General features: G+C 35.8%; 23 protein-coding genes. 9 read left to right on the top strand and 14 right to left on the bottom strand.

Annotated elements, in window-relative coordinates; genetic code table 11:
- Nucleotides 1-188: 188 nt before the first annotated feature.
- A complete protein-coding gene (locus IJQ68_RS07225; protein WP_292798696.1) occupies nt 189-479 on the bottom strand; it encodes a hypothetical protein in 291 nt (96 codons plus the stop codon).
- 96 nt (nt 480-575) lie between these two features.
- Between IJQ68_RS07225 and IJQ68_RS07220 the strand changes: the two genes are divergently transcribed.
- From IJQ68_RS07220 to IJQ68_RS07210, 3 genes are read left to right on the top strand one after another with little or no spacing between them, the layout of a single operon-like run.
- A complete protein-coding gene (locus IJQ68_RS07220) occupies nt 576-866 on the top strand; it encodes an MFS transporter (protein ID WP_292798694.1) in 291 nt (96 codons plus the stop codon).
- A gap of 60 nt (nt 867-926) precedes the next feature.
- Nucleotides 927-1,097: a hypothetical protein gene (locus IJQ68_RS07215; protein WP_292798692.1), complete on the top strand. Its 171-nt coding sequence runs from the start codon at nt 927-929 to the stop codon at nt 1,095-1,097.
- On the top strand, nt 1,067-1,726 hold the full coding sequence (locus IJQ68_RS07210) for a hypothetical protein (RefSeq protein WP_292798690.1): 660 nt from the start codon (nt 1,067-1,069) through the stop codon (nt 1,724-1,726). Before IJQ68_RS07215 ends, IJQ68_RS07210 begins: the two co-directional genes overlap by 31 nt.
- Here IJQ68_RS07210 and IJQ68_RS07205 read toward each other — a convergent pair.
- Together IJQ68_RS07205 and IJQ68_RS07200 are read right to left on the bottom strand one after the other, a co-directional pair.
- Nucleotides 1,708-2,544 (bottom strand): N-acyl homoserine lactonase family protein, encoded by an 837-nt coding sequence (locus tag IJQ68_RS07205; protein WP_292798688.1) that lies wholly within the window; start codon nt 2,542-2,544, stop codon nt 1,708-1,710. The two genes, IJQ68_RS07210 and IJQ68_RS07205, sit on opposite strands and share 19 nt — an antisense overlap.
- On the bottom strand, nt 2,541-2,993 hold the full coding sequence (locus IJQ68_RS07200; RefSeq protein ID WP_292798686.1) for a flavodoxin: 453 nt from the start codon (nt 2,991-2,993) through the stop codon (nt 2,541-2,543). The genes IJQ68_RS07205 and IJQ68_RS07200 overlap by 4 nt, the downstream gene beginning before the upstream one ends.
- 85 nt (nt 2,994-3,078) lie before the next feature.
- Here IJQ68_RS07200 and IJQ68_RS07195 point away from each other — a divergent pair, with 85 nt between their 5' ends.
- Nucleotides 3,079-3,480, top strand: coding sequence for a PadR family transcriptional regulator (locus IJQ68_RS07195; protein WP_292798684.1), 402 nt, complete (start codon nt 3,079-3,081; stop codon nt 3,478-3,480).
- Between the two features lie 561 nt (nt 3,481-4,041).
- Here the strand turns inward: IJQ68_RS07195 and IJQ68_RS07190 are convergent.
- From IJQ68_RS07190 to hypA, 4 genes are read right to left on the bottom strand one after another with little or no spacing between them, the layout of a single operon-like run.
- Nucleotides 4,042-4,695: a class I SAM-dependent methyltransferase gene (locus IJQ68_RS07190; RefSeq protein WP_292798682.1), complete on the bottom strand. Its 654-nt coding sequence runs from the start codon at nt 4,693-4,695 to the stop codon at nt 4,042-4,044.
- Nucleotides 4,696-4,701: 6 nt separating this feature from the next.
- A complete protein-coding gene (locus tag IJQ68_RS07185) occupies nt 4,702-5,733 on the bottom strand; it encodes a DUF354 domain-containing protein (protein WP_292798680.1) in 1,032 nt (343 codons plus the stop codon).
- 12 nt (nt 5,734-5,745) lie between these two features.
- Nucleotides 5,746-6,399 carry a hydrogenase nickel incorporation protein HypB gene (hypB, locus tag IJQ68_RS07180; RefSeq protein WP_292798678.1) on the bottom strand — a complete coding sequence of 218 codons (654 nt, stop codon included), beginning with the start codon at nt 6,397-6,399 and terminating at the stop codon, nt 5,746-5,748.
- A 21-nt stretch (nt 6,400-6,420) separates the two neighbouring features.
- Entirely contained in the window at nt 6,421-6,798 is a 378-nt protein-coding gene (gene hypA, locus IJQ68_RS07175) for a hydrogenase maturation nickel metallochaperone HypA (RefSeq protein ID WP_292798676.1), read from the bottom strand.
- Between the two features lie 151 nt (nt 6,799-6,949).
- Between hypA and IJQ68_RS07170 the strand changes: the two genes are divergently transcribed.
- A complete protein-coding gene (locus tag IJQ68_RS07170; RefSeq protein WP_292798674.1) occupies nt 6,950-8,098 on the top strand; it encodes an aldo/keto reductase in 1,149 nt (382 codons plus the stop codon).
- Between the two features lie 22 nt (nt 8,099-8,120).
- On the opposite strand, the gene IJQ68_RS07165 is transcribed toward IJQ68_RS07170, so the two are convergent.
- Entirely contained in the window at nt 8,121-10,997 is a 2,877-nt protein-coding gene (locus IJQ68_RS07165; RefSeq protein WP_292798672.1) for a DEAD/DEAH box helicase, read from the bottom strand.
- A gap of 153 nt (nt 10,998-11,150) precedes the next feature.
- Here IJQ68_RS07165 and IJQ68_RS07160 point away from each other — a divergent pair, with 153 nt between their 5' ends.
- From IJQ68_RS07160 to IJQ68_RS07150, 3 genes are read left to right on the top strand one after another with little or no spacing between them, the layout of a single operon-like run.
- Nucleotides 11,151-13,592: a DEAD/DEAH box helicase gene (locus tag IJQ68_RS07160; RefSeq protein WP_292798670.1), complete on the top strand. Its 2,442-nt coding sequence runs from the start codon at nt 11,151-11,153 to the stop codon at nt 13,590-13,592.
- Between the two features lie 10 nt (nt 13,593-13,602).
- Entirely contained in the window at nt 13,603-14,796 is a 1,194-nt protein-coding gene (locus tag IJQ68_RS07155; RefSeq protein ID WP_292798668.1) for a PD-(D/E)XK nuclease family protein, read from the top strand.
- A 26-nt stretch (nt 14,797-14,822) separates the two neighbouring features.
- Nucleotides 14,823-15,500: a DUF169 domain-containing protein gene (locus tag IJQ68_RS07150; RefSeq protein WP_292798666.1), complete on the top strand. Its 678-nt coding sequence runs from the start codon at nt 14,823-14,825 to the stop codon at nt 15,498-15,500.
- Here the strand turns inward: IJQ68_RS07150 and IJQ68_RS07145 are convergent.
- The 3 genes from IJQ68_RS07145 to IJQ68_RS07135 form a co-directional block, all read right to left on the bottom strand.
- Entirely contained in the window at nt 15,493-16,146 is a 654-nt protein-coding gene (locus IJQ68_RS07145) for an NTP transferase domain-containing protein (protein ID WP_292798664.1), read from the bottom strand. The two genes, IJQ68_RS07150 and IJQ68_RS07145, sit on opposite strands and share 8 nt — an antisense overlap.
- 18 nt (nt 16,147-16,164) lie before the next feature.
- Nucleotides 16,165-17,421, bottom strand: coding sequence for a hypothetical protein (locus tag IJQ68_RS07140; protein ID WP_292798662.1), 1,257 nt, complete (start codon nt 17,419-17,421; stop codon nt 16,165-16,167).
- Between the two features lie 70 nt (nt 17,422-17,491).
- The gene (locus IJQ68_RS07135; protein ID WP_342765139.1) at nt 17,492-18,775 is read right to left on the bottom strand and encodes a Mur ligase family protein; all 1,284 of its coding nucleotides are present in this window, start codon (nt 18,773-18,775) and stop codon (nt 17,492-17,494) included.
- 88 nt (nt 18,776-18,863) lie between these two features.
- Between IJQ68_RS07135 and IJQ68_RS07130 the strand changes: the two genes are divergently transcribed.
- Complete coding sequence (locus IJQ68_RS07130) at nt 18,864-19,265, top strand: nuclease (RefSeq protein ID WP_292798658.1); 402 nt, start codon at nt 18,864-18,866, stop codon at nt 19,263-19,265.
- A gap of 3 nt (nt 19,266-19,268) precedes the next feature.
- Here the strand turns inward: IJQ68_RS07130 and IJQ68_RS07125 are convergent, their stop codons facing one another.
- From IJQ68_RS07125 to IJQ68_RS07115, 3 genes are all read right to left on the bottom strand, one after another.
- A complete protein-coding gene (locus IJQ68_RS07125) occupies nt 19,269-22,019 on the bottom strand; it encodes an AAA family ATPase (RefSeq protein ID WP_292798656.1) in 2,751 nt (916 codons plus the stop codon).
- Between the two features lie 2 nt (nt 22,020-22,021).
- Nucleotides 22,022-23,179 (bottom strand): DNA repair exonuclease, encoded by a 1,158-nt coding sequence (locus IJQ68_RS07120; RefSeq protein ID WP_292798654.1) that lies wholly within the window; start codon nt 23,177-23,179, stop codon nt 22,022-22,024.
- Nucleotides 23,180-23,305: 126 nt separating this feature from the next.
- The coding region (locus IJQ68_RS07115) for an ATP-binding protein (protein ID WP_292798652.1) at nt 23,306-24,040 on the bottom strand (735 nt) is incomplete at its 5' end.

The raw sequence follows: 24,040 nt of genomic DNA, 5'->3' as shown, positions 1-24,040 counted from the left end.
GAATGTTGATTTTCTATTCAAATCACTCTCCATAATAAGAAATATATCCCAAAAAAGATATTAAAATCTATTTATTATAAAAGTATACCAATATTGACCTGCACTTGTAAAAAAAAAAGTAAACACTAAAAATAATAATATTAATTACACAAAAAAAATCAAAGACCCCTATTTTATGCAATTCATCCTCACCTTAAGAAGGCGAGGTATTCTTGCACATTTAAGATAAAATCTGAATAGAAAAGGACAAACATCTCTTTTGAAACTTTATCCAAATCAATATCTGAAATTAACACATCCCTATTTTGGATATTTGAGATGTCAAAGACTACTGCATGCCTTTTTGTATATTCAATTGGAAATTCCTTATCCATCACATCAAAATGTGTTCCTACATGTCCCACTAAGGCAGAATCCAGATTATTTGAAGCATTTTCCCTCAGTTCTGGAGTTACCTTTAACGTAATATCAATTAACATAGTATCACAATTTATATATTTATATTTCATTATGTATATACTGGGTTTATTCTGGGTGGACAAAGTTATATATGGAGCAAAATAAAGTTATGAGTCATGAACAGAAATGACTTGATGATTATAATCATGATGATTGGAACATTCGGTATTGTTTCAACAGAACTTGGAGTTATTGGAATTTTGCCTCAGATAGCCAGTTATTTTAATGTTGGAATAGACCAGGCCGGATTATATGTAAGTTGCTTTTCATTGATAATAGCTATCACAAGTCTATTCATACCATTGGTTTTTTCCAGATATGATAGGAAAAAGACATTTATTCTTGTTTTAAGCGTTTTTGTAATTGCCAGTGTTGTCTCAGCATTTGCAAAGAACTTTTACATATGATTATTATGCAGAATTATTCCTGCAATAATATATCCTGCATATTGTAGCTTAACTTTCGTTGTGGCTTCAGAAATTCTTCCTGAAGATGAAGCTCAAATGGGCATCAGCAAAATTTTAATGGGCGTGTCAGCAGGAACTATTGTCGGTGTTCCAATAACCACATTTTTTGCAACAAGCGTGGGCTATAGTGCAGCAATGCTTTGGTTTGGCGAGTCAACTTTTTTGCATTAGTTGCAACAATATTATTTTTCCCAAAACTGCCGGGAAAACAGACATCTTACGGCGATGAAATTAGCAAAGCAAAAACAAAGATATTTGCTATATCCGCAATCGGACTTGTCATATTGACTACTGGCGTTTGCATAAGTTATTCTTATATTTCAGAGTTTTTACAAACAATTACCCATATTGTTGGCATTAATTTAAGCATTACATTATTCCTATTTGGAATATCATCAATTTTTGGTACATGGCTTGGAGGAAAACTGCTTATGTCAAAACCCAATCCCACAGTTCTGATTTATCCATTTGTTCTAAGCACTATTTTATTCGCGTTATATCTTCTCGGAAGCCTAACAATTCCAACAGTTATTCTTGCAATAATTTGGGGGGCTCTTGATGGTATTTTAAATAATATTCTGCAGTACTGGATTACATCAGCAGCTCCTGATGCGCCGGAGTTTGCCAACGGAATGTTCTTTTCAATGATGAATGTGGGAATTACTATTGGAACCAGCATTGGAGGATATTTGATTATTGGATATGACACTAATTCCATATTTATCGGATCAATTGTCGTCTTGTTGTTATCCGTTTTAGTATTTGGAGTTCGTGTAAAAAACTATAATTCTATAACATGAGGCCTGACATTCATGTCATGATTGGCCAGTGATTCAACACAGTTCTTATCCAAACTAAGCGTTCGAATCCATTTAAGGGATTCAAAAGCGGATTTTTCATCATCACAGATTCCAGGCATTATCAAGTCCTTCCAGGAGGCAGTCCCATATCCTCCGTCAGAAAATAGCAAAACGAATTTCTCATCATGACTTATCTTCATTGCAGTGAGTCCAGGAGTGTGGCCAGGAATGTTTATCAGTTCCACGCTTCCATCACCAAGCAAATCATAACTTCTTCCGACAGGACCTGTTTTAATTGAAGGATTGTCCTGTTTGAAGTTGAATGTCTTCAGGTCAACATCATCCCACATACGAGATACATATCTAAGCTTATTTTTCTTAGCAAATTCGAGTTCCTTATCTGAAACCATTATGTTTGGAGAATTCTTTACTTCACACAGACCTGATGCATGGTCAACGTCAAGATGGGACAATACTACATAATCCGGAGTTTCAAAAAGCTGGCCTTCTAAAGATTTACCCTTGGGAACATAACCCTGATTAGCCAGAAACAGAGGCAGAGACATGTGCCTTATTTGGGCCAATTTGGAGTAATTGCCGTTAGGTGACATATCCTTGGACCATCCGCAATCAAATAGTATTGATGCTTCTGGATGTTCAATGAAATATACGGAAACCGGAAAGCATCGACGGTTTTTTCTACCATATGAGCTAAGTATTGACAATTGTGGAAGTGAAGGCTTTTTTACCTCATCCCTAAAGGCCAATGACTCTGAAATGTTAACATAACCTGTGTGAAGTACATGAATCTTAATCATAATAATGCATCTGCTTTGTTTTCAAAAGTATTGTCGTTTATTTCTTTTTCCAATATATAAGTGGTTTTTTGTGGTTTAACTCCACTGACTTTTGTGAAATGTTCTTCAACTTTTTCAAATCCGTTGCTTTTACCGACAATGAATAAACTTACATTTTTTAAAGAATTATTTTTTTTAATATAAGTTAAAATTGGATTTGCAAGTTTTGATGTCCAGACAGGTGTTCCGATAATTACTCGATCATAATCGCCGGGATCATATTTCAAATTACCTATTTCGATGACTTTTTCCTGAACGCTGTCTTTTATCCCTTTTGCATAGCCTATTGCACCACCATAATTAACCGGAGTTGTAACCTCTTCAATATCAGCGCCTAATTTGCTTTTTAAATATTCTGCCACTTTTTTTGTTGTATTTGACCTTGAATAGTATACGATTAATGTTTTCATTTTAACACCTATGTAATTTTTTTATATATGTATAGTTTAATACATATATAAATTTTTTTATATAATTAAAAACAAAGGCATAATCATGAATGATATAGCGGATGAAGACTTTAAAAGTTTCATTAATCAGAATAAGATTATGATGAAAAACCTATCCAATGCTTTGATAAGGCACATCATCATTTACTTATTGAAAAATGAAGAATTGTATGGCTATTTATTGATGAAAAAAATTGATGATTTCTTTAAGCCACAGATTGAAAAAGGAATAATGAAAAAAATACCAAGCAGCAAAATATATCCCATATTAAACAAGATGGAAAAAGAAGGTTTAATCAGATCATATGAAAGCGAACACAACAATATGAAAATTAAGGTATACAGTTCAACTGAAAAAGGCCTGAAAGTTTATGATCTGGTGAATCTGGAAATAAAAGAAAGCATTGAAAGAACAATTTGGCAGGACTTTTTAAAGGACATTAAGTAACATCGATTATCTTCAACTAAATGAATCAGAAATAATCTTACAAAAATTTTATAGTATGATTAACTTAATTAATCAAAAGCAAAACCAATGAAGAAAAATATTATTGAAATTGATAATGCAAATAGAAAATTCCATGTATCCAAATTCCAGTGTATGAAAACTATAGCTAATATTACTAACCAAAAAATCGCATAAATGATATAAAAAATATTTACAACAATATTATGTTGAGTTATTGGTTTTAACTGATTTTTTAAATAATTTATTAGTTTATAATAATATTTGATGACTGGAGGATTTGTGTATTTGTATATGAAATACAATCTTTTAGTATAATAATTTCTATCAGTACAGATTAATAAAATTAAACCAAAAATTGTTAATACTATTCCCATTGGCTTTAAATCAAATATTCTGTATAATACAATTCCTACAGTAGTAATAGATACCTGTATAATCCATCCTTATCTTTACTAAAAAGTATCATATTTAACAGAAATGGAATGATAATTATCAGCAAAATTATGGAATCTTTAATTACCAACATACTTTCCCCACAAATTACTTCTGTGCAATAACACAAATCCATGATGCATCTTCGCCCGTGAATGAATCCTTTGATTCCTTAACTAGAGTTTTAACCCTTGAAAAACCACTATTTTTTAAATAGCTGATTAATTCATCTTCAGAGTAGATATTGCAGTTCAACAATTCAATGAATTCCTTTTGGCGTTCATCATTTTCCTTCGGAAGGGCTTCATTGCAAATAAGAAAAATACCGTCATCTTTCAAGACCCTATTGACTTGCCTTAGGTCGTTTTCAAAGTCCGGCCAGAAATAGACTGTTTCAAAAGCAGTTATTATATCAAAAGTATTATCTTCAAAAGACATTTCAGAAACTGATTCTCGCCTTATTTCACATCTCTGATTTTCAATTTCTTCAAAATTCAGTTGTATTGATTTTTCAACGGATAATGACGAATAATCAATTCCGTAGACTTTATTATCAGTTAATTTTAAAAATCTCTTGACATTGACTCCGCCACCGCAGCCAATATCTAAAATAAGTGAATCTCTAAAAATATTCAAATGACTTGCTCCCCATTGAGCAAGTCCTTCATGGTTAACATTCATGTTATTGATCAGCTCTTCACCCAATTTGCCTTTAGGGTTTCCGGCATTAATCAATAACTCCGGATTTTTAATAATTTTCATGTAAAACTATTTGCCGTTTTTTCCCAAATCATATAGGTTGTCTATTATAATCTGGAACAGGTCATCAGTTTTAAGATCTATTTTTTCATGAGGATTTTGAAGGAAGTCCAAAGCCTTTGTAACAACCTGATTTACGTTGTTTGACCTGTACATAAGTCCATTGTCAATATAGTATTGGTCAACTGACAAAGTAGTGCCCGGATAGCATGAAATGACGGGAGTCTGAAGGATAGCTGCTTCCCTGTTCATTGTTCCTCCTGCACCAATAACCAAATCACATTTCTTGATTAAGCTTGAAGTGTCAACTGGAGGCTCCAATATCGTTACATGGTCGATTCCTTCGAAAATGTCTGCCTGTTCCTTGAATCTTGGCAGAATAAGAATATTTGCATAATCTTTCAAATCATCAACGATTGGAGACAATACTGATTTTCTGCAATCCGCATCCAGGTATGATGCAAGGGAAGGTTCAGGTCTCATCAGAATGGTTTTTGGATGTTCCAATTTAAGATTCAAATCCTTGAAAACATCATCGTTATATTTGAAGCTTTTGAAGTGCATCAGTTCTGAAGTTCCGTTATATGGAATAATAGTATTTGGATCTGCTCCGAATTTCATTAGTTTCCACATATCGATTTTGCTTGGAGTGATAATTCTGTCACATAAAGGTAATGTTAACTTGTTGGCTGCAAGGGCATGTTCATTGTCTAAAACGTACAAACTCGGAATTCCTAAACCGAATGAGATTCTAGGAAGTTCGATAGAATGCTTGCTAAGGGCGACATCAACCCTTTCATCAGCTATAATATCAACAAGATTGTATACTCTTGAAGTACTTTCCTTAAGTTTGTCATAAAGACTTACACCGTGCTTTCCAACAGAGATGAAGTCTATATCATACATATCCATCAGCTTATGGATATCTCCGAATTGCCTTGCTGTAACGATTAAATCCTCACCTTCAGCTTCAAGATACTTGATTACGTCCTTAAAAAACCTCACGTGAGGAGCGTTAGAAATATCAATCCAAATTTTCAAAAAATCACCAGACTAGTTTTTCATTGCATCTTCAATGCAGGCAATAATTTCATCCAATCCAACGCCTTCTTTTAAGCTGGATTTGATGACTTTGATGTTAGGGTTTAATTTTTTAGCATCATCAACCATTTTATCGGCATCTGCACCGACAGCATCAGCCAAATCAACTTTGTTGATGACAACAACATCTGAAGTCTGGAAGATGATTGGGTGTTTTTCAACTGTGTCGTCTCCTTCTGTGACACTTACAACAACGATTCTTAAATGTGAACCCAATTCAAAGTCAACCGGACAGATTAGGTTTCCTACATTTTCAATGATAAGCATGTCCATGTCATCCAATGGCAGGTCTTCAATACCGTGGCCCACCAAATGAGCATCCAAGTGGCATTCTTTTCCTGTGTTCAGTCCTACAACAGGAACATTATGCTTTTCTATTCTTCCTGCGTCGAATTTGGATATTACATCTCCTGCCAATACTCCGATTTTGTAATCTGTATTGTCAATGATTTCTTCGACCAGAGTTGTTTTTCCGGATCCTATTGCTCCTACAAAATCAACACAGAATATTCCTTTTTCCTCTAAGTTTTTCTTATTTCTATCAGCTAGTTTTTTATTAGCGTCCATAATGTTTTTTGCTACTTCAACGTCTGCTACTTGATGCATATAATCACCTTATAATCTTATTTAATCATCCTCAGGTTTTTCAATTACAATATTTTTAACAACAATATCCTTACCGTTTAAGATTTCAATGGCAAAGCTGTCACATTCAGGGCATTTGACAATAGGTGCATAATGGTCCTTATCGTCAAGTATAGCTTTTCCATGGAAATTACAGTCATGACATTCAATTTCTACCGGAATTTCTTCAAATATTATTTTTGAATCTTCCATAATTGTATTTTCAACCAATACACCTAAAATAAATTCTAATTGCTCTGGATTAACCATTGCAAGTCTTCCAAGTTCAATGGTAACCTCATTGACTTCGGTTGCATTATTACTTTCGGCAGTTTCGATAACTGCATTTATTATTCCTTGAGCCATTGACAATTCATGCATTTTATTTCACCTAAGAAAAAAATATAATTTTTAATATTATATTTTTTAATTTAATGTGTTAATAAAGTTTATCAAATTAAATTGTTGCAATCAACAACATTTATATATCTTATAAAATAAAGTATTATTATCAAAAAGAGGGAGTAATAATATGACTTATAAAAGCAAATTCGGTTTCGGATGCATGAGGCTTCCGACAACAGACCCAAACGACCCTACAAGCATAGACCAGGAATTATTCAATGAAATGGTTGACATCTATATGGAAAAAGGATTTAACTACTTTGACACCTCTTACGCTTACCACAACGGAATGTCCGAGGTAGCCATAAGAAAAGCGGTAGTTGAAAGATATCCGAGAGAATCCTATCAGATCTGTGACAAGATGCCTACATGGGCACTGACTTCGCAAGATGACAACGACAAGTTTGTAGGAGAAATGCTTGAAAGACTAGGAATTGACTATTTTGACGTGTTTTTCGTTCACAACATTAATGTGCCATGGTTCAAATTGGCTGAAAACGCAAAGACATTCGAATACGTTAAAAAAATGAAAGAGGATGGAATAGCTAAAAAAATAGGTTTCAGTTTCCACGACAACTCAAAACTTTTAAAAGAAGTTTTAGAAAAATATGGTGATTTCCTTGACATCGTACAACTGGAACTGAACTACCTTGACTGGGAAGACCCTGCAATTGAAGCACACAAATGCTATGACTTATGTGTTGAATACGGACTCGATGTCTACGTTATGGAACCTCTGAAAGGAGGAGTAATCATAAACCAGCCTGATGACATCAAAGAGGAATTCAATAAATTTAACCCTGACAAGTCAATTGCAAGCTATGCGTTGAGATTCTGCGCATCCCTTGAACAGGTGAAAATCGTCCTGAGCGGAATGAGCAAGATGGATGATTTGATGGATAACTGCGACACTTTTGAAAATTTTGAGGTTTTGGATGAAACTGAAAGCAAATTCTTGGAAGAAATGGCTGAAAAGCTAAGCTCAAAACTGGCAGTTCCATGCAGCGAATGCGGATACTGTGTTGATGCATGCACTGAAATGATTCCGATACCAGAATATTTCGCATTATACAACAGAAGCAAAAACCAGCCGGAATCAGACATCTACAAAAATTATTTCGATAAATTAGGTGACGAGAAAGTTCCCGCTGATGAATGCACATACTGCGGAACCTGTCTTGATTACTGTACACAACACATCGACATACCTGAAGAACTTGAAAAGGTATGTGACCACTTCGAAAAAGGATTCAGCGCTTATTCAGGTGCTCCTTAAAAAAACAATTAACCATTGCCATTCAAGACAATTCCTTAATTAACTCACGAACCATCTCATTATTCTTATCCAGTTTGGAGGCTTTTCTTGCATATTCCATAGCTTTCGGAAATGCACCGCCCATACGATAGACATATCCCATAAGTGCAGTGGCTTCCACATGAGTGTCATCAATTGCGAGAAGCTCTTCAAGAAGTTCACGTGCAGTATCCAAATCACCCTGATTGAAAAGATCATACGCCTCCTCATAAAGAGTATCAACATCATCAAAGGATTTATCTGTCTCATTTTTTTCAACACTTTTGTGAACGAAATCCTTACTGGCCGGAGCGAACTGGAGTTTCTGCAACAATGCTGCGGCATTCTGGTTTGAAGGACTTATCTTTAATGCCTTTCTTGCATAATACATTGAAACGTCTTCGATTCCCTGTTCATACAATACATGAGCCATCAAAAGATTTGCATTCAAGTCATCGGCATCATCCGCCAATATTTCATGAAGAATGTCCTTGGATTGACTATATAAATGGTCTGAATAAAGATTTAGTGCCTGTGAATATAAGTCCTCATCTTCAACGACAGGAATTTCTTCGGTTTTAACCTCAGAATTATTCTTCAATGTTTCATCAAGCATATACTGTAAAATATATTCAGTTGCCTTTTTGTGAAGCGGCTTGTTATCATTTCCGCATTTAGGCGAATATATACATGAAGGACATCCGTCTCTGCACTTGCATCCCTTAATCAAATCCAATGTGGATTTCAACAGCTCAACGAATACATCAACCGCCTTTTCACAGATTCCTATTCCGCCCTCATATCCGTCATAAATAAAAATTGTGGCCTCTTCAGTGTCCTTGTGATACGGTGTTGACATTCCGCCGATATCAAATCTGTCACACATCACCTGCAGCGGAAATAGCCCGATTAATGCGTGTTCGGCTCCGTGAAGCCCTCCTTCAAAGACCTCATCGTCATCAGGATATAATTTCTTTAGCGTGTCCTTTACGCTTTTCGGAATTGTGAACCATAATCCCTTGGTCCTGAATTTCAGCGGAGGCAAGTCAAGATCATACATTCCCAGAACCTTAGAATGCTGCATTTTTTTGTATTTATAGTAATCCTTTTTAACGTTCAGTTCTCCGAAATGAATCGTCAAATCGCCATACTGCTTTTTGAACTCTTTTGACACGACATTTACTTCAGTGTCGTTGAGCACCATCGTGTGATAGTCAACATTTTTCTTTGATACATTGACATATCCTGATTTGAGATTGACATTGTCCACAGTATATGTTTCTCCCTTATTGATTAGGATTGCACCCTGATGCGCTTCACGATAAACCTGTGAACGCTCCATTGTCTCCAGAAGACGACCATTGTTCATTATCTTGAATTCCTCTGATGAAATCTGGTCAAGTGAATGGTCAAATGCCGGATTGTCATCATACTTATAGGTATAATTGCCCACCCTTGAAAGGTACAAATCATCCCTTTTGACCAAAGTGTCCAGAACGTCATCTGAAATGTTGAAATACGTCATGGCCTCGCCTTTTTTAAGCGGCAGTTCATTGGCTGCGCACAGAAGATGTGCTTCCTGCAATATCGGATTGGACAAATCAATGATTGCCTTTTCCTGAGGCTTTGAGAAAAATGCCTTAGGATTATTCATGTAATACTGATCAAGCTGGTTTTCAAAAGCTAGCAAAATAGCTAATGATTTCTGATTGCTTCTACCTGCCCGTCCGCTTTGCTGCCATGTGGACATCATCGTTCCGGGAAAACCGGATATGATTACAGCATCCAGAGATCCTATGTCAATACCCAACTCCAATGCATTGGTGCATGTAACTCCAAGATATTTGCCTGATTTCAATCCGTCCTCAATTTCACGTCTCTCTTCAGGACGATATCCCGCCCTGTATGCGGCAATACGGGAATTATCCAATTTACCGTCAGTTAATTTGGCATCCTTTTTGGACCACATAGCAATCAGCTCAGTAATCTTACGTGACACTGTAAAGCATAATGTCTGAATGTTTTTAAGCATAAGATAACGGAAAATATCTGCTGTAACAACATGTATTGAAGGAGCGGAAGATGTTGCTGAATTTCTGTAGTTTTTAAAAGGATTGAATAAGATAAAATCCTTTTCTCCACTTGGTGAAGTGTCATTGTCAACCAAAGTGAACTCTTCACCTGTCAGCTTGTTTGCAAGCTCCAGCGGATTTGCCAATGTGGCTGAAGATAAGATAAACTGAGGGTCTGACCCGTAGAAATTGGCAATTCTTTTAAGCCTTCTGATTAGAAATGCTACGTTTGAACCGAAAACCCCCCTGTAGTAATGGGCTTCGTCAATTACAATGTATTTCAGGTTTCTGTAGAATCTCTCCCACTGATGATGCCATGACAGAATCAGATGCAGCTGATACGGATTTGTCAGAATCACACGTGATTTCTGCCTGATTGAGTATCTCTGGGATTTTGGAGTGTCACCGTCATATGTTCTTGGATTGATTTTAATATCCAAATCCTTTTCCAGATCCTTTAAAACATTCAGCTGGTCATTGGATAAGGCCTTTGCAGGATAAATGTAAAGGGCAGTTGCCTTTTCATCATCTATTAGGCAATCCATAATCGGCAGATTGAAAGCCAAAGTCTTACCTGAAGCAGTAGTAGTCGTAAGGATAACATTTTCATCCCTTTTTATGGCTTCATAAGTATCGGCCTGATGTTCATATAGCTTAATTTCGTTTGAATCAAGATAATCTACGATTTTGTCATTTAAATCAGGTATTTTTTTGAAACTGGCTTTTTTTGCAGGGATTGTTTCAACATGGGCAATGTAATCCCTAAACCTGACATCGTTTTTAAATGCATCAATCGGAGAATCTAACATAATAATCATTAAAAATAGTTATTCAGATATTATATTGATTAAATTAATATTTAAATTATTGTATTTTTTTAATACTGTTCAAATGCTCTCTCAATTAGTTTATTAACCATAAAAAAAATAAATATAATATAATAAAATTTTTAGGGAATTACAATGATTAGTTATGAGGAATTTGAAGATATAGTTGTAAATATTTTGAAAAGAGATATTTCATCCAACCATGACCAGAAAAAAGCTATTCTTTCAAAAGAAAATGAAGGACTTTTTATTGTAGCTGGACCGGGATCCGGAAAAACAACCGTTATTGTGCTTAAGATACTGAAATACATTTTTGTAGATGACGTCAAGCCAAATGAAATACTGGCAACAACATTTACAAAAAAGGCTGCAGATGAGCTGTATTCACGTATACTCGGCTGGGGGGATGAAATAAAGAATTATCTCATTGACAATGCCGGAGACGACTTTGACCTGCTTATGGCAATAAACAGAATTGACTTTAACCAGATTACTTTAGGAACTACTGACAGTATTGCTCAGGAGCTTCTTCGTGTTCACAAGGAACCTGGAACAAACCAGGAAGAGGTTATCGAAACATTTGTTGCCAAATTCGCTATGGTCAAAATACTTTTAAAGGACAACCGTTACCTGAATCCTAATCTTGAAGGATATCTTAAAAGCTTCACAAAAAAAGATAAGCTGAAAGAAGCTTCCCAGATGAGCGAACTTCTTCTGGAGATGAAAAACAGGATGTATTATGACCAGATTGATATGGAAGAGTTCTACAGCAATGTCGGTGAGGGAAGCGGTGCTGAAATAGCTCTTGACTGCATCAGAGAATATGAAGAGGAGCTTCGAAGCAGGAACATCATTGACTTTGCAATGCTTGAGTCAAAATTTTTGGATTCACTGAGAAACAATAAGCTAGATATCTTTCTGGATGACTTGAAAATAATCCTAATCGACGAGTATCAGGACACCAATCTGATTCAGGAAGAGATTTATTTCACAATGGCCCAGTCAGCAGTTGCAAATGGAGGAAGCATTACTGTTGTGGGAGATGATGACCAGTCACTTTACCGTTTCAGAGGAGCTACGGTTGACCTTTTCACGAATTTCAAAGCCAGAGTTAAGGAAAAGCTTGGAATCGATGTTGAAGAGATTAACCTGAGGACAAATTACCGTTCAAGCAAAAATATCATAAACCACTGCAACAGATTCGTTGAACTTGACAACGAATACCAGAACGCAAGAGTCGAAGACAAGCCTAAAATCATTGCCCCTGAACTTGAAAACTACAACATGCCAATTTTGGGACTGTTCAGGAATAACCTGGAAATGCTGTCCAAAGACCTGGCAAAACTTGTAAGCGAACTGATTAATGAAGGAGAAACAACACTGAAGGTAAACAGAGTTATCGATGACGAATACTTCAGAAAACTTGAAAACTGCAAGACACCACAGGAACTTGTTGCCCTAAGAAAAGAGAGTGTCCAGAAAGCCCGTGGAAAAGAACCCATCACAATCAAGCTGGATGAGGAAGAAGGTTCAGCATCAGATATGGCTCTTTTAACGTTTTCACCGAAGGAAATGAGTCATGGAACACATACATTAAACGGGCATCTGAGACGCCAGCTTGGAAAAATAAGAAAGCCAATAGAGGTCTTCAATCCGCGCGGACGTGACCTGCAGGAGATTAAGGAAGTTGCAATATTCTGCGGCCTGATGCTTGAATGTATTGACCCGGAATCAAAAATCCAGGATTCAGACAAGCAGCTTCCTAATCTTGGAAGAAGAAATATGCAGCGCTGGAGATATGAGGCCCGTGAATATCTTAAACTTAATCCGGAACCTCATGAACCATTCGATTTAAACACATTTGTTATCGACTGGCAGAGAAGAAACCCTAGAGGATATGATACATGGCCTAATAGAGCCAACTTAATGGAACTTGCATACAAGCTTGTTACCTGGCTTGATTTCCTGCAGGAGGATGCTGAGGGAGTGGTATATCTTGAAGCGATTACCCAGTCAATTACACAAACTGGATTTTTCAACAAATATTCTGCAAATATTGTGTTTACCTCACCGGAAGAGGAAACTGCATCAATTCTTGAAGCAATCTGGAACATTTTCCTGCCGATAGCTACAGGAGACGTTTCAATTGAGGAATCCCTGCTTGAGACACTGCCTACAAACAGACTGAACATCATGTCAATACACCAGTCCAAAGGTCTCGAATTTCCGCTGGTGATTGTTGATGTGGGATCCAAATTCAAGAAAAACGACGTCAGAACTCAAAATCTGAGATTTCCCAAAAAGGAACCTGACTATACGATTATGGAAGAAAGCATCCGTAAATACAGTGAACTTGGAGAAGGAGACAGAAGCGAAAAGGACAAATCCTTTGATGACTTGACAAGACTTTACTTTGTTGCATTTTCAAGAGCAGAGCATATATTAATTTTAGTTGGACTTAACCCTGCCATTGACGGCTATTCATTTAAGCAAAAGCACAGGTCAATTCCTAATGTTGCTTTAGGATGGAGCAGAGACGAACATCCGAAAGGATTTAGAGAAATTTATTTAGTATGAAGGTGATTAAATGAAGTTATCCTCAAAATCAAAACCCTACATGATACCGGAATACAGCTTAACAGGAGACTTATTATCATACTTAACCTGCGGATTGCAGTACAGATATCAGAACAAGGGAACGCTTCCCCCATCAATGCCTATTCAGCTATGGTTTGGAGAATTCATTCATGGTGTGATGGAAGAGGCTTATCTTAAATGGGAAAATGAAAAGACATCGTTTCCATGGGACTGGAAAGAAGACATAAGACCAATTGAAGACATTATTGACAGAAGACTTCAGGTAAGGGGACTTTATCCTCCGGCAAATCACTTCTTCACCATAAATCATCCGGACATTGAAATGGAAATCGAAGATTTGAATGAATATGATCACAAAAAACTGGCCAGTGCAAGGGCCGAAAAGGCAATTAACGTTTGGGGAGCCGACTTATTTCCACTGATGGAATCTGCAGAGGTACTGATTAAAGGCCTAAGGGATATGCCATATACCAAAAATGACAAGCGTTCAAAATACTACGGCATTAACGGAGTAATTGACGTGTTGAGTCTGGTCAATATCCATGACAACAATAAAATCGTCAGATACCTTAAGGAAAATGATGAATTCAACAAACTGGTTAAAAAATATAATGAGGACGAATACGAAATCATCATTGACTATAAAGGAATGAAAAGACCTCCTCAGGATGTTGCAAACAGCAATAATGAAAACTGGGACTACCATGAAAGGCAGATTCTGACATATTCATGGCTCAGGCAAAAGCAGGAAGGCAAAAAGCCAATTGCCGGAATAATATTTTATTTAAATGAGCTTGTTCCTTCAATAGAAGACCTGAAATTGATAAAAGAGGATATCTACTATCATCTGACCGATGTGGGTGATGGTGATGAGTATAAGGACGATATTGAGCTGATCGATAACTGGCAGGAAGATGATGACATGCCCAAACTATCTGAAAAGTTCAAAATCGACAGATCAATCAGAATCATACCAATTGATGATGAAAAAATCAATGATGCCCTTGAGAAATTCGATGATGTTGTTGAAAAAATAGAAACATCAATCATAAAAGAGATAAACGGCTGCAAAATACAGGATGCATGGAGTGCGGAAGGAGAGGAAAGAACCTGTTCAGCATGCGATTTCAAGACTTTTTGTAAAAACAACAAAAGCAAAACACAAGAGTTTAAAATCCCTTAATACAAATAGTTATATAGGTGAGTATTATGACTAATAATTTAGAAAAAAATCAAAAATATTGTGAGGTTATCGCTTCAAATGTCAAATTGACATGCAAACCTGTTGCAATGAAACTGATTGAAAGTGAAGAGGATATCCCTGAAGGATATGAACTGATTTCAGAAAAAGTAAGACACTGCGAAATGGTTAGAAAAGCTTCTCTCGGTGAAAAATTCTACAGTACCGTTGAAGAACAGATGTGTCTTGGCGGAGCTGGAGCAATCGGTTTAAGAGACATGCCTGAAAAATTGGCTAACGGTGAAAAATACTTCTCTTTAGGCAGATTCAAAGACCTGGAAACAGCAAAAAGTCTTACATCCAAATTATCAATTGTAAAAGATAATCACTGGGGAATGATTTATGCACCATTGGATGAAGCTGATTTTGAAGCTGATGTAATCCAGATAATAACCGAACCTGTTGGCGGAATGAAACTCGCACAAAGTATCGTATATGCAACAGGTGAGAAAATCAACCCTAGTTTCGCAGGTATTCAGTCACTTTGTGGAGACGCTTTTGCAAATCCATATATCGAAGACGGAATTAACTTTACATTAGGCTGTGATGGTTCCAGAAAAGCAGCTGACATCAAAGACAATGAAATGACCATTGGTATCAGTGCTGCAAAAATAGAAGAAGTAATTAATGGATTAGAATCTATTTAATTACATCCAGATAATCATCATAATGATTAATGTTTAACAATTCTTTTTTATTTTTTTCTTCTATTCCATAAAATGTGTAGCCATCAGCAAATATTTTTCTTAAAATAGGATTCAGATTGTCATCCTCATTTTCCAGATATTTCATCAGATTTTCCCTTGGTGCTACAAATGGCATTCCAAGGCCTTCGGCAGTATCCAAAAGACCTGTTTTTCTTCTTCTCAAAATTGATATAGTATTGAATGGATTTTCACATTTCTCAAGGACATTTATCATGTTGTTGAATGTTTCTGTTGAGACTGTGGGCTGGTCGCCAGTAACGCATAATGCAAAATCTGATGTGATATTTGACAGACCATTGTACAATGAAGTTGACAGACCTACATCACATGGATCGTTAATGATAAATTTTACAGAATCTTCATAATTATTGGAAATAGCTTCCATTATTTCATCACTATAATGGCCAAGTACAACAATACATTCATCAATGTCTGCGGATAATGTATTATCAATAGTGGTCTCCAAAACAGTCTTATCTTTGAACGGTAGAATTAGCTTATTTTTAACTTCAAGATTTCTCGAAATCTGATCTTTGCGCATCCTGGAATTTTTTCCGGCAGCAGTTATAATAGCTGAAATTGACATAATAAAAAAAAAGAAGTATTAGGTGGATGAGTCACCTATATCAGTTGAACTTGTTGAATTTGTAGTCATATTTGTGGAATTGACATCGCTTGTAGGAACATATCTGACAATTTTAGCCAATATGCACATTCCGGTTCCTTCACCTTCAGTCCACATTACGATTTTAACAGGATAGTCATGATTATTGGTTACTTTAATGTCACTGGCAGGGTTGTAACCATACAATACTGCATTTTCAGAACCGTCCATACCAACAGGCAATCCAAATCCTTCAGCTAATACAGCAGCTCTTAAAGCCCTTGCAGGCGGACATACACCGTGAGCAGCACTTCCTCCAGGAGCTTCATCATCAGAAGCCGCACCGAATGAGACATAGTCATGTCCGTTACCTGAAGAGTTTGGCGGAATGACTGTATTGTTCCAAGCTTCAACGAACTGTCTGGCATTGAATTCCCTTACGCTGTCACCATATTCCGGGTGAGAACCCAAATATGTGTAATAAACTTCACCGTCTATTTCAGTGGTATTTCCCATGTATAGAACAATTGGAGAATATGACGGATAGGCATCCACATAATCTGAAACTTCTTTACCGAAAATACGTTCTACATCATCATAGCTGATATTATTTCTACCATCAGAGAATCCTACAATTCCTTTCTGCAAAGTGAAGTTTGAACCTACACTTGAATCATAATTATACCAATTTAAAATTGAAGTAACATTATAGAAATCGTTGCTGAAATTCAAATTTTTAATTTCATCTGTAGGAACAGACTGTACAACAGTACCATTTTCAACAATATCTAAACCATCTTCAGTTTTGGTTAAAACCTTATAAGGACTACTGTAACCCCAGATATAATTATCAGGAGCTTTCACAGCCAATTTGTCTCCTTCAATAGTCAGATATCCCGGACCTTCAAAGCCGTAAACATCCCCATAGGAATTAATGCCCTCTGAAGAGATGGTTGAGAAATCAAAAGGAACAAAACCTGTAGTTAAAGTCAAAAGAATGCCTTTTAAATCAAGAGTTGAAATTTCATGGACAATAAAAGATGGATTTGAAAGCAATGGAACTTCCACCATAGGCTTGTCATCCAAAACAGAATCTCCGGCAAACATTGACTGACCAATAGGCAAATCATAAGCCTCAGCAAATGACTGACCAGTAAATGAAGTATGATTTACAAATGAAAATGCAAATAACATTATACAAACAACAAATAAAATCAAAACAATTTTAATAGATGTATTTCTCCATTCATAACTCATTATTACAAACACCTTAGTAAATTTACTATTACTAAATGATATGTATCTTATTAATATTTATAGATGATGTTTATGATAACTTTTCAGAGATTAATTTAATTCTTTCCTGAATATTAATAATGGCATCCTGTCCGTTACCGCCTATAAGCATAGCTTCCTCATGTGAAAACTCTGCAACATAAGCTATAATGTCATCCAATGATGTTGCAGTCAGCACCCTTCCGCGATATTTTAAATAGTTCAAACGGTAAATGGCCAAGTCAAGATTATCATCAAGACCAGGGAATATTACAATGACTTCAGGATTGTATTTAACGGCCTCATCAATAATTTCAAGCCTGTGAGTTTCATGAGATCTCGGAGTTCCAATAAATATTGCATAAAAGTCCTTTTCACTTAAGACAGACTTTAAAGCATCGGAATTATCAGTTTTTCCCACATAAACCAGTGCGTCATTAATTTTATAAACATCCAAACGGCCGCTTACAGCTTCAAAATCAGCCAAGGTTTCTTTAATAATATCCTTTGATATCTTTAATTCACCTGCAATTGCCATGGCCAAACCGGCGTTAAGCTTATTGAATTTACCAAAAACCTTTAACTCATCCTGATATTCGAAATAGGAAATATGCTTAGCTGCGACTTCCTTGAAGTTGCTGTTGAAATCCTGATTAAATGCCGTGAAAATTTCCTTATCGGTAAAAAACCTTACAAGGGAATCCTTATAGTTTGCAATGGTTTTGTGAACATCCATATGGTCATTGCCTATGTTGGTCAGACCGACCATATCAAAGTCAAAGGCATAATTGCAGAAATCCAAAGTCATGTCACAGACTTCAACAAGTACAATGTCATAGTCGCCGTTTTCGGCTTCAAGCATTAAATCATAATAACCTGAAAAGCCTCCACCGCCGTTTCCGCCAACTAAAACCTTTTTCCCTGCATTTTCCAGAATTGATTTCAACATGTGGACAGTAGTGGTCTTACCGTTGGTTCCGGTAATACCTATAGTGAATATTTTTTTATGGTTTGATACAACATCGCTTAAAAGATTGCCCTCACTCAACAGTTTGGTTGCAAAAGATCCTCCGAACATGCTCGGACTGATTGCAATGGCATCACATTCGTCAATAGCCTGTGAATTGGTAAAACCCAAATCCAAAGTCAGTGCATCTGAAACTATAGAAAACGTTTCTCCACCATCCAAAAAATTTAAAGAAATACCAGGTAAATCCAAATCTGATAAATCAACATTACTATTCAAATCACTTGCATAAACATCCCAACCATGTTTTAAAAGTGAATTAACCGCTTTTTTACCTTCTACACCTAAACCAATAACCGCCGCTTTCATAAAAAACATAAACCTTAAAATAAATTATACTAAATATATTATTAATTTACATATTTAATAAAATATATTTTTTGATTAGGTGAAATGAATGTTTGAAGAAGATAAGGATGATAAAATTTATAACTTAATTATCAGTAACGGAATTGATAAAAAAAGAGAATACGGACAGTTTACCGAAAAATTATTCTCAAAAACAGATTTCCTGTGGAAAGAATCAATGTCTTCTGCATATGCAACAGCCGGAGAAACATTCTTTAAAAAAGTCGATAGAATAATACTGCTTGCAGGACTATACAAAGACAATAAGGAACAGTTTGAAGATTTAATGGAAGCAGCAGAAAAATACAACATTCCAATAGTTCTTGTAAGACCATACGGACTTGAAGAAGTTCCGGAAATACTGGAGGAAAAAGCAGCGACCATTGTCGGATGGAATGCAAACTGTATCGTTGATTCAATAAAAAATTCAGATGAATTGATGGAAGAATAGTAATTAGTTTACTATTCTTGAAATTCCATTTTCTTTTTCTACTTTTATCAGATTATCAGCGGCACTTTCCAGCTGATTTTCATGAGTTACAATTATCATTTGAGGCAATAGAGACATTTCTTTTAACAAGTTAATTAATTCCTGTCTTCTGGCATCATCCAAATGAATTGTAGGCTCATCCAATAAGATAGTTTCCAGATCCCCTTTTGCCATGGATTTCGTAATACCTAACCTTAAAGCTAAGGCAATAGCTATCTTTTCACCGCCACTAACCATTGACATTGAAGATTCACCTTCAGGACCTCTTACGACAACATTATAATCCTCATCCAATATCAAATCGGAATAATTGAAATTAAAGTCATCAAAGAACTTTTTGGTGTTTTTCTGTATGATTGGCCTTGAATTGTTTCTCAATTCTTTCTGAATACCGTTCTTACTGTATAATTCACGGATATTCTTTAACAATACAAGATATTTGGAAATATTGTCATATTCGTTTTGGAATCTGTCATTGTTCTTGATTTTTTCAGCTAAAGACTTGTGAACATTAATTAGCTCTCTGGCTCTTCCTTTAATTTCAGAAAGTTCATTGCTGAAAGATTCCTGCCTTCTTCCGTACATCTCATCACGATAGATAATCTGTTCATATTTTTCCTTATCGTAAGTTGACGCATTAATCTTATTTTGAATGATTTCCAGCTGATTGTTGGAAACGCCAATGTCTTCTTTGACTGAATCAAATTGGGCTGAAATAGAATTTTTATTTTGAACAAAACCTTTTAGCTGGTTGTACTGTTCATTTTTCTCTTTCAAATCATCAATGCGCTGTTTAAGTTCCAGATTATCCATGTCACCGGTTAAATGAGGATCATTTTCCATAGCCAATTTGATATTTTTAACATGAACATCAATTTCATTTTTAATTTGCTTTAATTTGTATTCGGATTCTGTCTGACTGCCTAAAACATCCAAAGCTCCTTTAGCCTGATTATAATCATCATGGTCCTGTTTATATTGTTCCTTGTTTTTGTTTTCATTAGCTATTTCTATAATGATTTCTCCCAGTTGATTGCTGGTATGCTCTTTAGAGTCAAGACCTTCATCTATTTCCTTTAAGCGTTGCAAGTCTTTTTCCAGGTTAGAGAATTTATATTTGTATTCAAGAATTTCTTCGGATAGTTTTTTAACTTTAGTTTCTTTTTCCTGGAAACTTTCTTTGTTTTTAGTGAATAAACGAATTGTCTCCTCATTTTCTTTAATTGCTTTAGTGTTTTCTTCGATTTCTGTTTTGTAACCTGTAATCAATTCTTCTTTTTTAGCATCATCAATGTCGGATTGACAGACCGGACATTTGTTGTCCACATCAGCCAGTTCCTCCAAAGGTTTTTCACAAGAAGCGATAGCCTGTTTGAATGCAACGATATCCTCATTTTTGGAATTGATGCTTGAGGTTAAATCTTCGATTTTTGTTGAAATCTCCTCTAAAAATTCTTTGGTGATTTCACCTAATTTCTTTAAATCATCCACATCAACCAAATCATCCTGAGAAATACCGAAATCCAATAGTTTTTCTTTTGAAAGAGAGAAGAATTTCTCAATATCGTTTCTGTCTGATTCAATGACCTTCAACAAATCTTTTTTATCATTTTCAAGCTGAGTTAATGCAGCCAATTTCTTTTCCAAGTCAACTTTCTGATTAGTCAATTTGGTTATTTTCTCATCAGATGCTAAATAATCATTATATCCTTGTTTTTTAGCATGAATTGATTGTTTTTGCTCTTTTATTGAATCTATTTTATCTTCAAGCTCGATTTCAGATTCCTTAAGAGACTGGATGCTAACAACAGATTTTTCAAAGTCCAGATAAACATCAAGTTTTGAGACATATTTTTCCAGACGGTTGATTTCCTCTTCTGCTTGGCGGATTTCATCCAGGTTTTCCTGAAGACGATGCTTGTCCTTTTCAAGCCTTTCCAATGTTGACTGCTCATTGGTGAGGTTATTCATTTGGGTTTCATAAATTTCCTTTTCACGTTCCATATTACGTTTGCTTTCGGAAATTTCAGCTATCAGCTGTTTAACCTCTTCAATTTGGGATTCCAGTTCATGGCCCCTGTCTTTCAATTCGTTTAACTCGGAGGTTTTCGCATCGTATTCCTCCTTAAGCGCATCTTTTGAGTACAGTTTTCCTTTGATTTCGGAAAGTTTATTTTCGTATTCGCTAATTAATGGAGATAAATTTTTCCATGCGGTTTCAAGTGAATCAAGACCTAATAATTTACCAATCAGTTTTTTCTTGTCTGCAGGTGTTTTGTCAACAAGATCTGCTATTTCGCCCTGTCTTACGTAAATCGCATTTAAAAAGAGATTTGCATCCATATCCAATATTTCCTGAATATATGCTGACACTTCCTTATCTCCTGAGCAGAGTGACATGAACTCTCCGTCACTGGAGGTTTTGGTTAAAAGCCTTGAAGTTGATTTTGATTTGGATTTATCCCTCATTATCCTAAATTCCTTTCCTCTGGATACGAAATCAAGCTCAACACTCATTGAATCAGTGTTATTGCGAACCAAATCACTTAGTTTTCCTGCGGTGTGCTGTTTGAATAAAGCGAAGCTTATTGCTTCAAAGATAGAGGATTTACCTGCACCATTTTCTCCAACAATGACAGTGATTCCTTTATGGAAATTGATAATTTCTGTTCCATATGATTTAAAATTCCTTAATCTTAATCGTTTAAAAATCATTTTTAATCCTCCTCTTCTTCATCAATAGGGAATTTCTGTTTATAAAACTCATCAATCAGTTCTTTAGCTTCTTCATTTTTGTCTTTAGAAAGCAATCCGTATAAATCTGTGGCGAATTTTGTAATGTCCTCATCATCATAGCTGTCCAATCTGGAAGCAAGCACTTCAATAGGACCCAGAGCATTTTCCTTATCGATAATCAGGTCAATGTTTTCTTCGCCGGGAGTGTTGAACTTAGGCCTTACCATCAGTGTCAAATCATCGAGCTCCTCATTAATCAGCTCATAAGCAGCATTGGTTGAAGTTACATTGTTTATCGTTAAGTTGATGATAGGCTTCTTATCGAAATCCTTTATCGTGTCTTTGATTGATTCTATTTCATCGGCCAAATTCTCAAAATCAATTGTCTTGTCAATGAATTCCCGTGGAAGGTCAATTTTGATTCTCTCAACGGAAGGTTTTGAAGAATCCATATCTACAATAACAAAGCCTTTTCCGTTTTTCCTGTAGTCTTCAAGTTCAGTCGTTTTCCAGATTTCACTTGATCCTGGATAGACAAGTTTACCCTTACCGAAATCATCGTTGATGTAATTGTGAAGATGTCCCATCGCATAATATGTGAAGTTATCCGGAACTTCGCCTATTTCCAGTTCGTACTGCAAATTGAAGTATTTGTCAATACCCTGATGCAGTACCAGGATGGATTTGTCATAGTTTGCCGCCTTTTTGGAAAGCTCTGCCAATTTGGATTTTAAAACCCTGTCCTGTGAAGAGGAATGGAATGGAAAACCAGCTATAAAAACATCCTCATATGTGTAATTAGTGTTGATTGGACTGATTACCTTTAAACCAAACTTCTTAAACAATACCTGTGGAGGAATGGATCCTTTACGCATTGCAAAGTCATGGTTTCCTGCAATGGCATAAATAGGAATATTGGCATTTTTGAGTTTCAACAATCCTTTCTGGAATGTCAAAAGAGCCATTGGAGATGGTCTTGCATTGTCAAACAAATCTCCACTATGTATTACAAAATCGACTTTCTCTTCTATTATTTTATCAATAATCTTTTCAAACACTTCATAAAAGTCTTTTTCTCGTTCAAATAATCCAAATTGACGATAACCTAAATGAGTGTCTGCTAAATGTGCAAATTTCATTATATTACCTTTTTATAAATTTTGTATATAACCAATTTAAACACTATCAAAGTATTTAATTATGTAGTAATTTAATTCATTAATTATTTAAGGTTTATGCTACTCTAAGAGCAATATTGACCTCAACTAATAATCATAACAACCTAAATCATCCATTTCCTGTTTCTGACGTTCAAGTTCATCATCTTGCTTTTTATCAAAGTTTGCCAATTCACCAATGATGTCCAAATCCCCACCTGTGCGGCGACCTTTGAACTCGTCAATCTTGACTAATGTAGGAACTCTGGTCATTAAACCTAAAACAATAGCTTCACCGACATTTAAAGACGGCAGCTGATCGATTAAATCTTTAGATAATGATTCTGAAGCTGACTGAACATGTCTTTGGTCTTCAGGCTCAACCAGACGCAAGATTATCATGTTGTTCATCTGAGAGAGTGCATCATGGTCGACTGTTTTAGGGGACTGGCTTACAAGACATAAACCCAGACCAAATTTACGGCCTTCCCTTGCAACCCTCTGAATCCAGTGCTTGGACTGTGAATCGCGCTTATTCGGAGCCAGAATATGAGCTTCCTCTATAACATAAAATACTGGATGGTTCAATGTATCTTTAGAATGACCGTGAACAGCATTTTTCCTTCTTTGAAGTGAATTTCTCATGATATGACTTACAAGCACTTCAGCAACATATTCGTCAGTCTGGCTTAAATCCAGAACATTTGCATGGCCCAGTTTAATGCTTGACAGGATATTTCCCTTATTGCTGTCGAATAAATTACGGTACTTGTCCATTGAGTCCTCTACCTTGTTAATTACATCAACTATTCTTTTATCAGTCCTTGTGGAAATGTTTCCTTC

Origin of the sequence: Methanobrevibacter sp., assembly GCF_017447225.1 — an archaeon.
Taxonomy (GTDB): domain Archaea; phylum Methanobacteriota; class Methanobacteria; order Methanobacteriales; family Methanobacteriaceae; genus Methanocatella.
The sequence above is the reverse complement of the archived record's forward strand: the minus strand, read 5'-3'. Positions and strand labels throughout refer to the sequence as shown.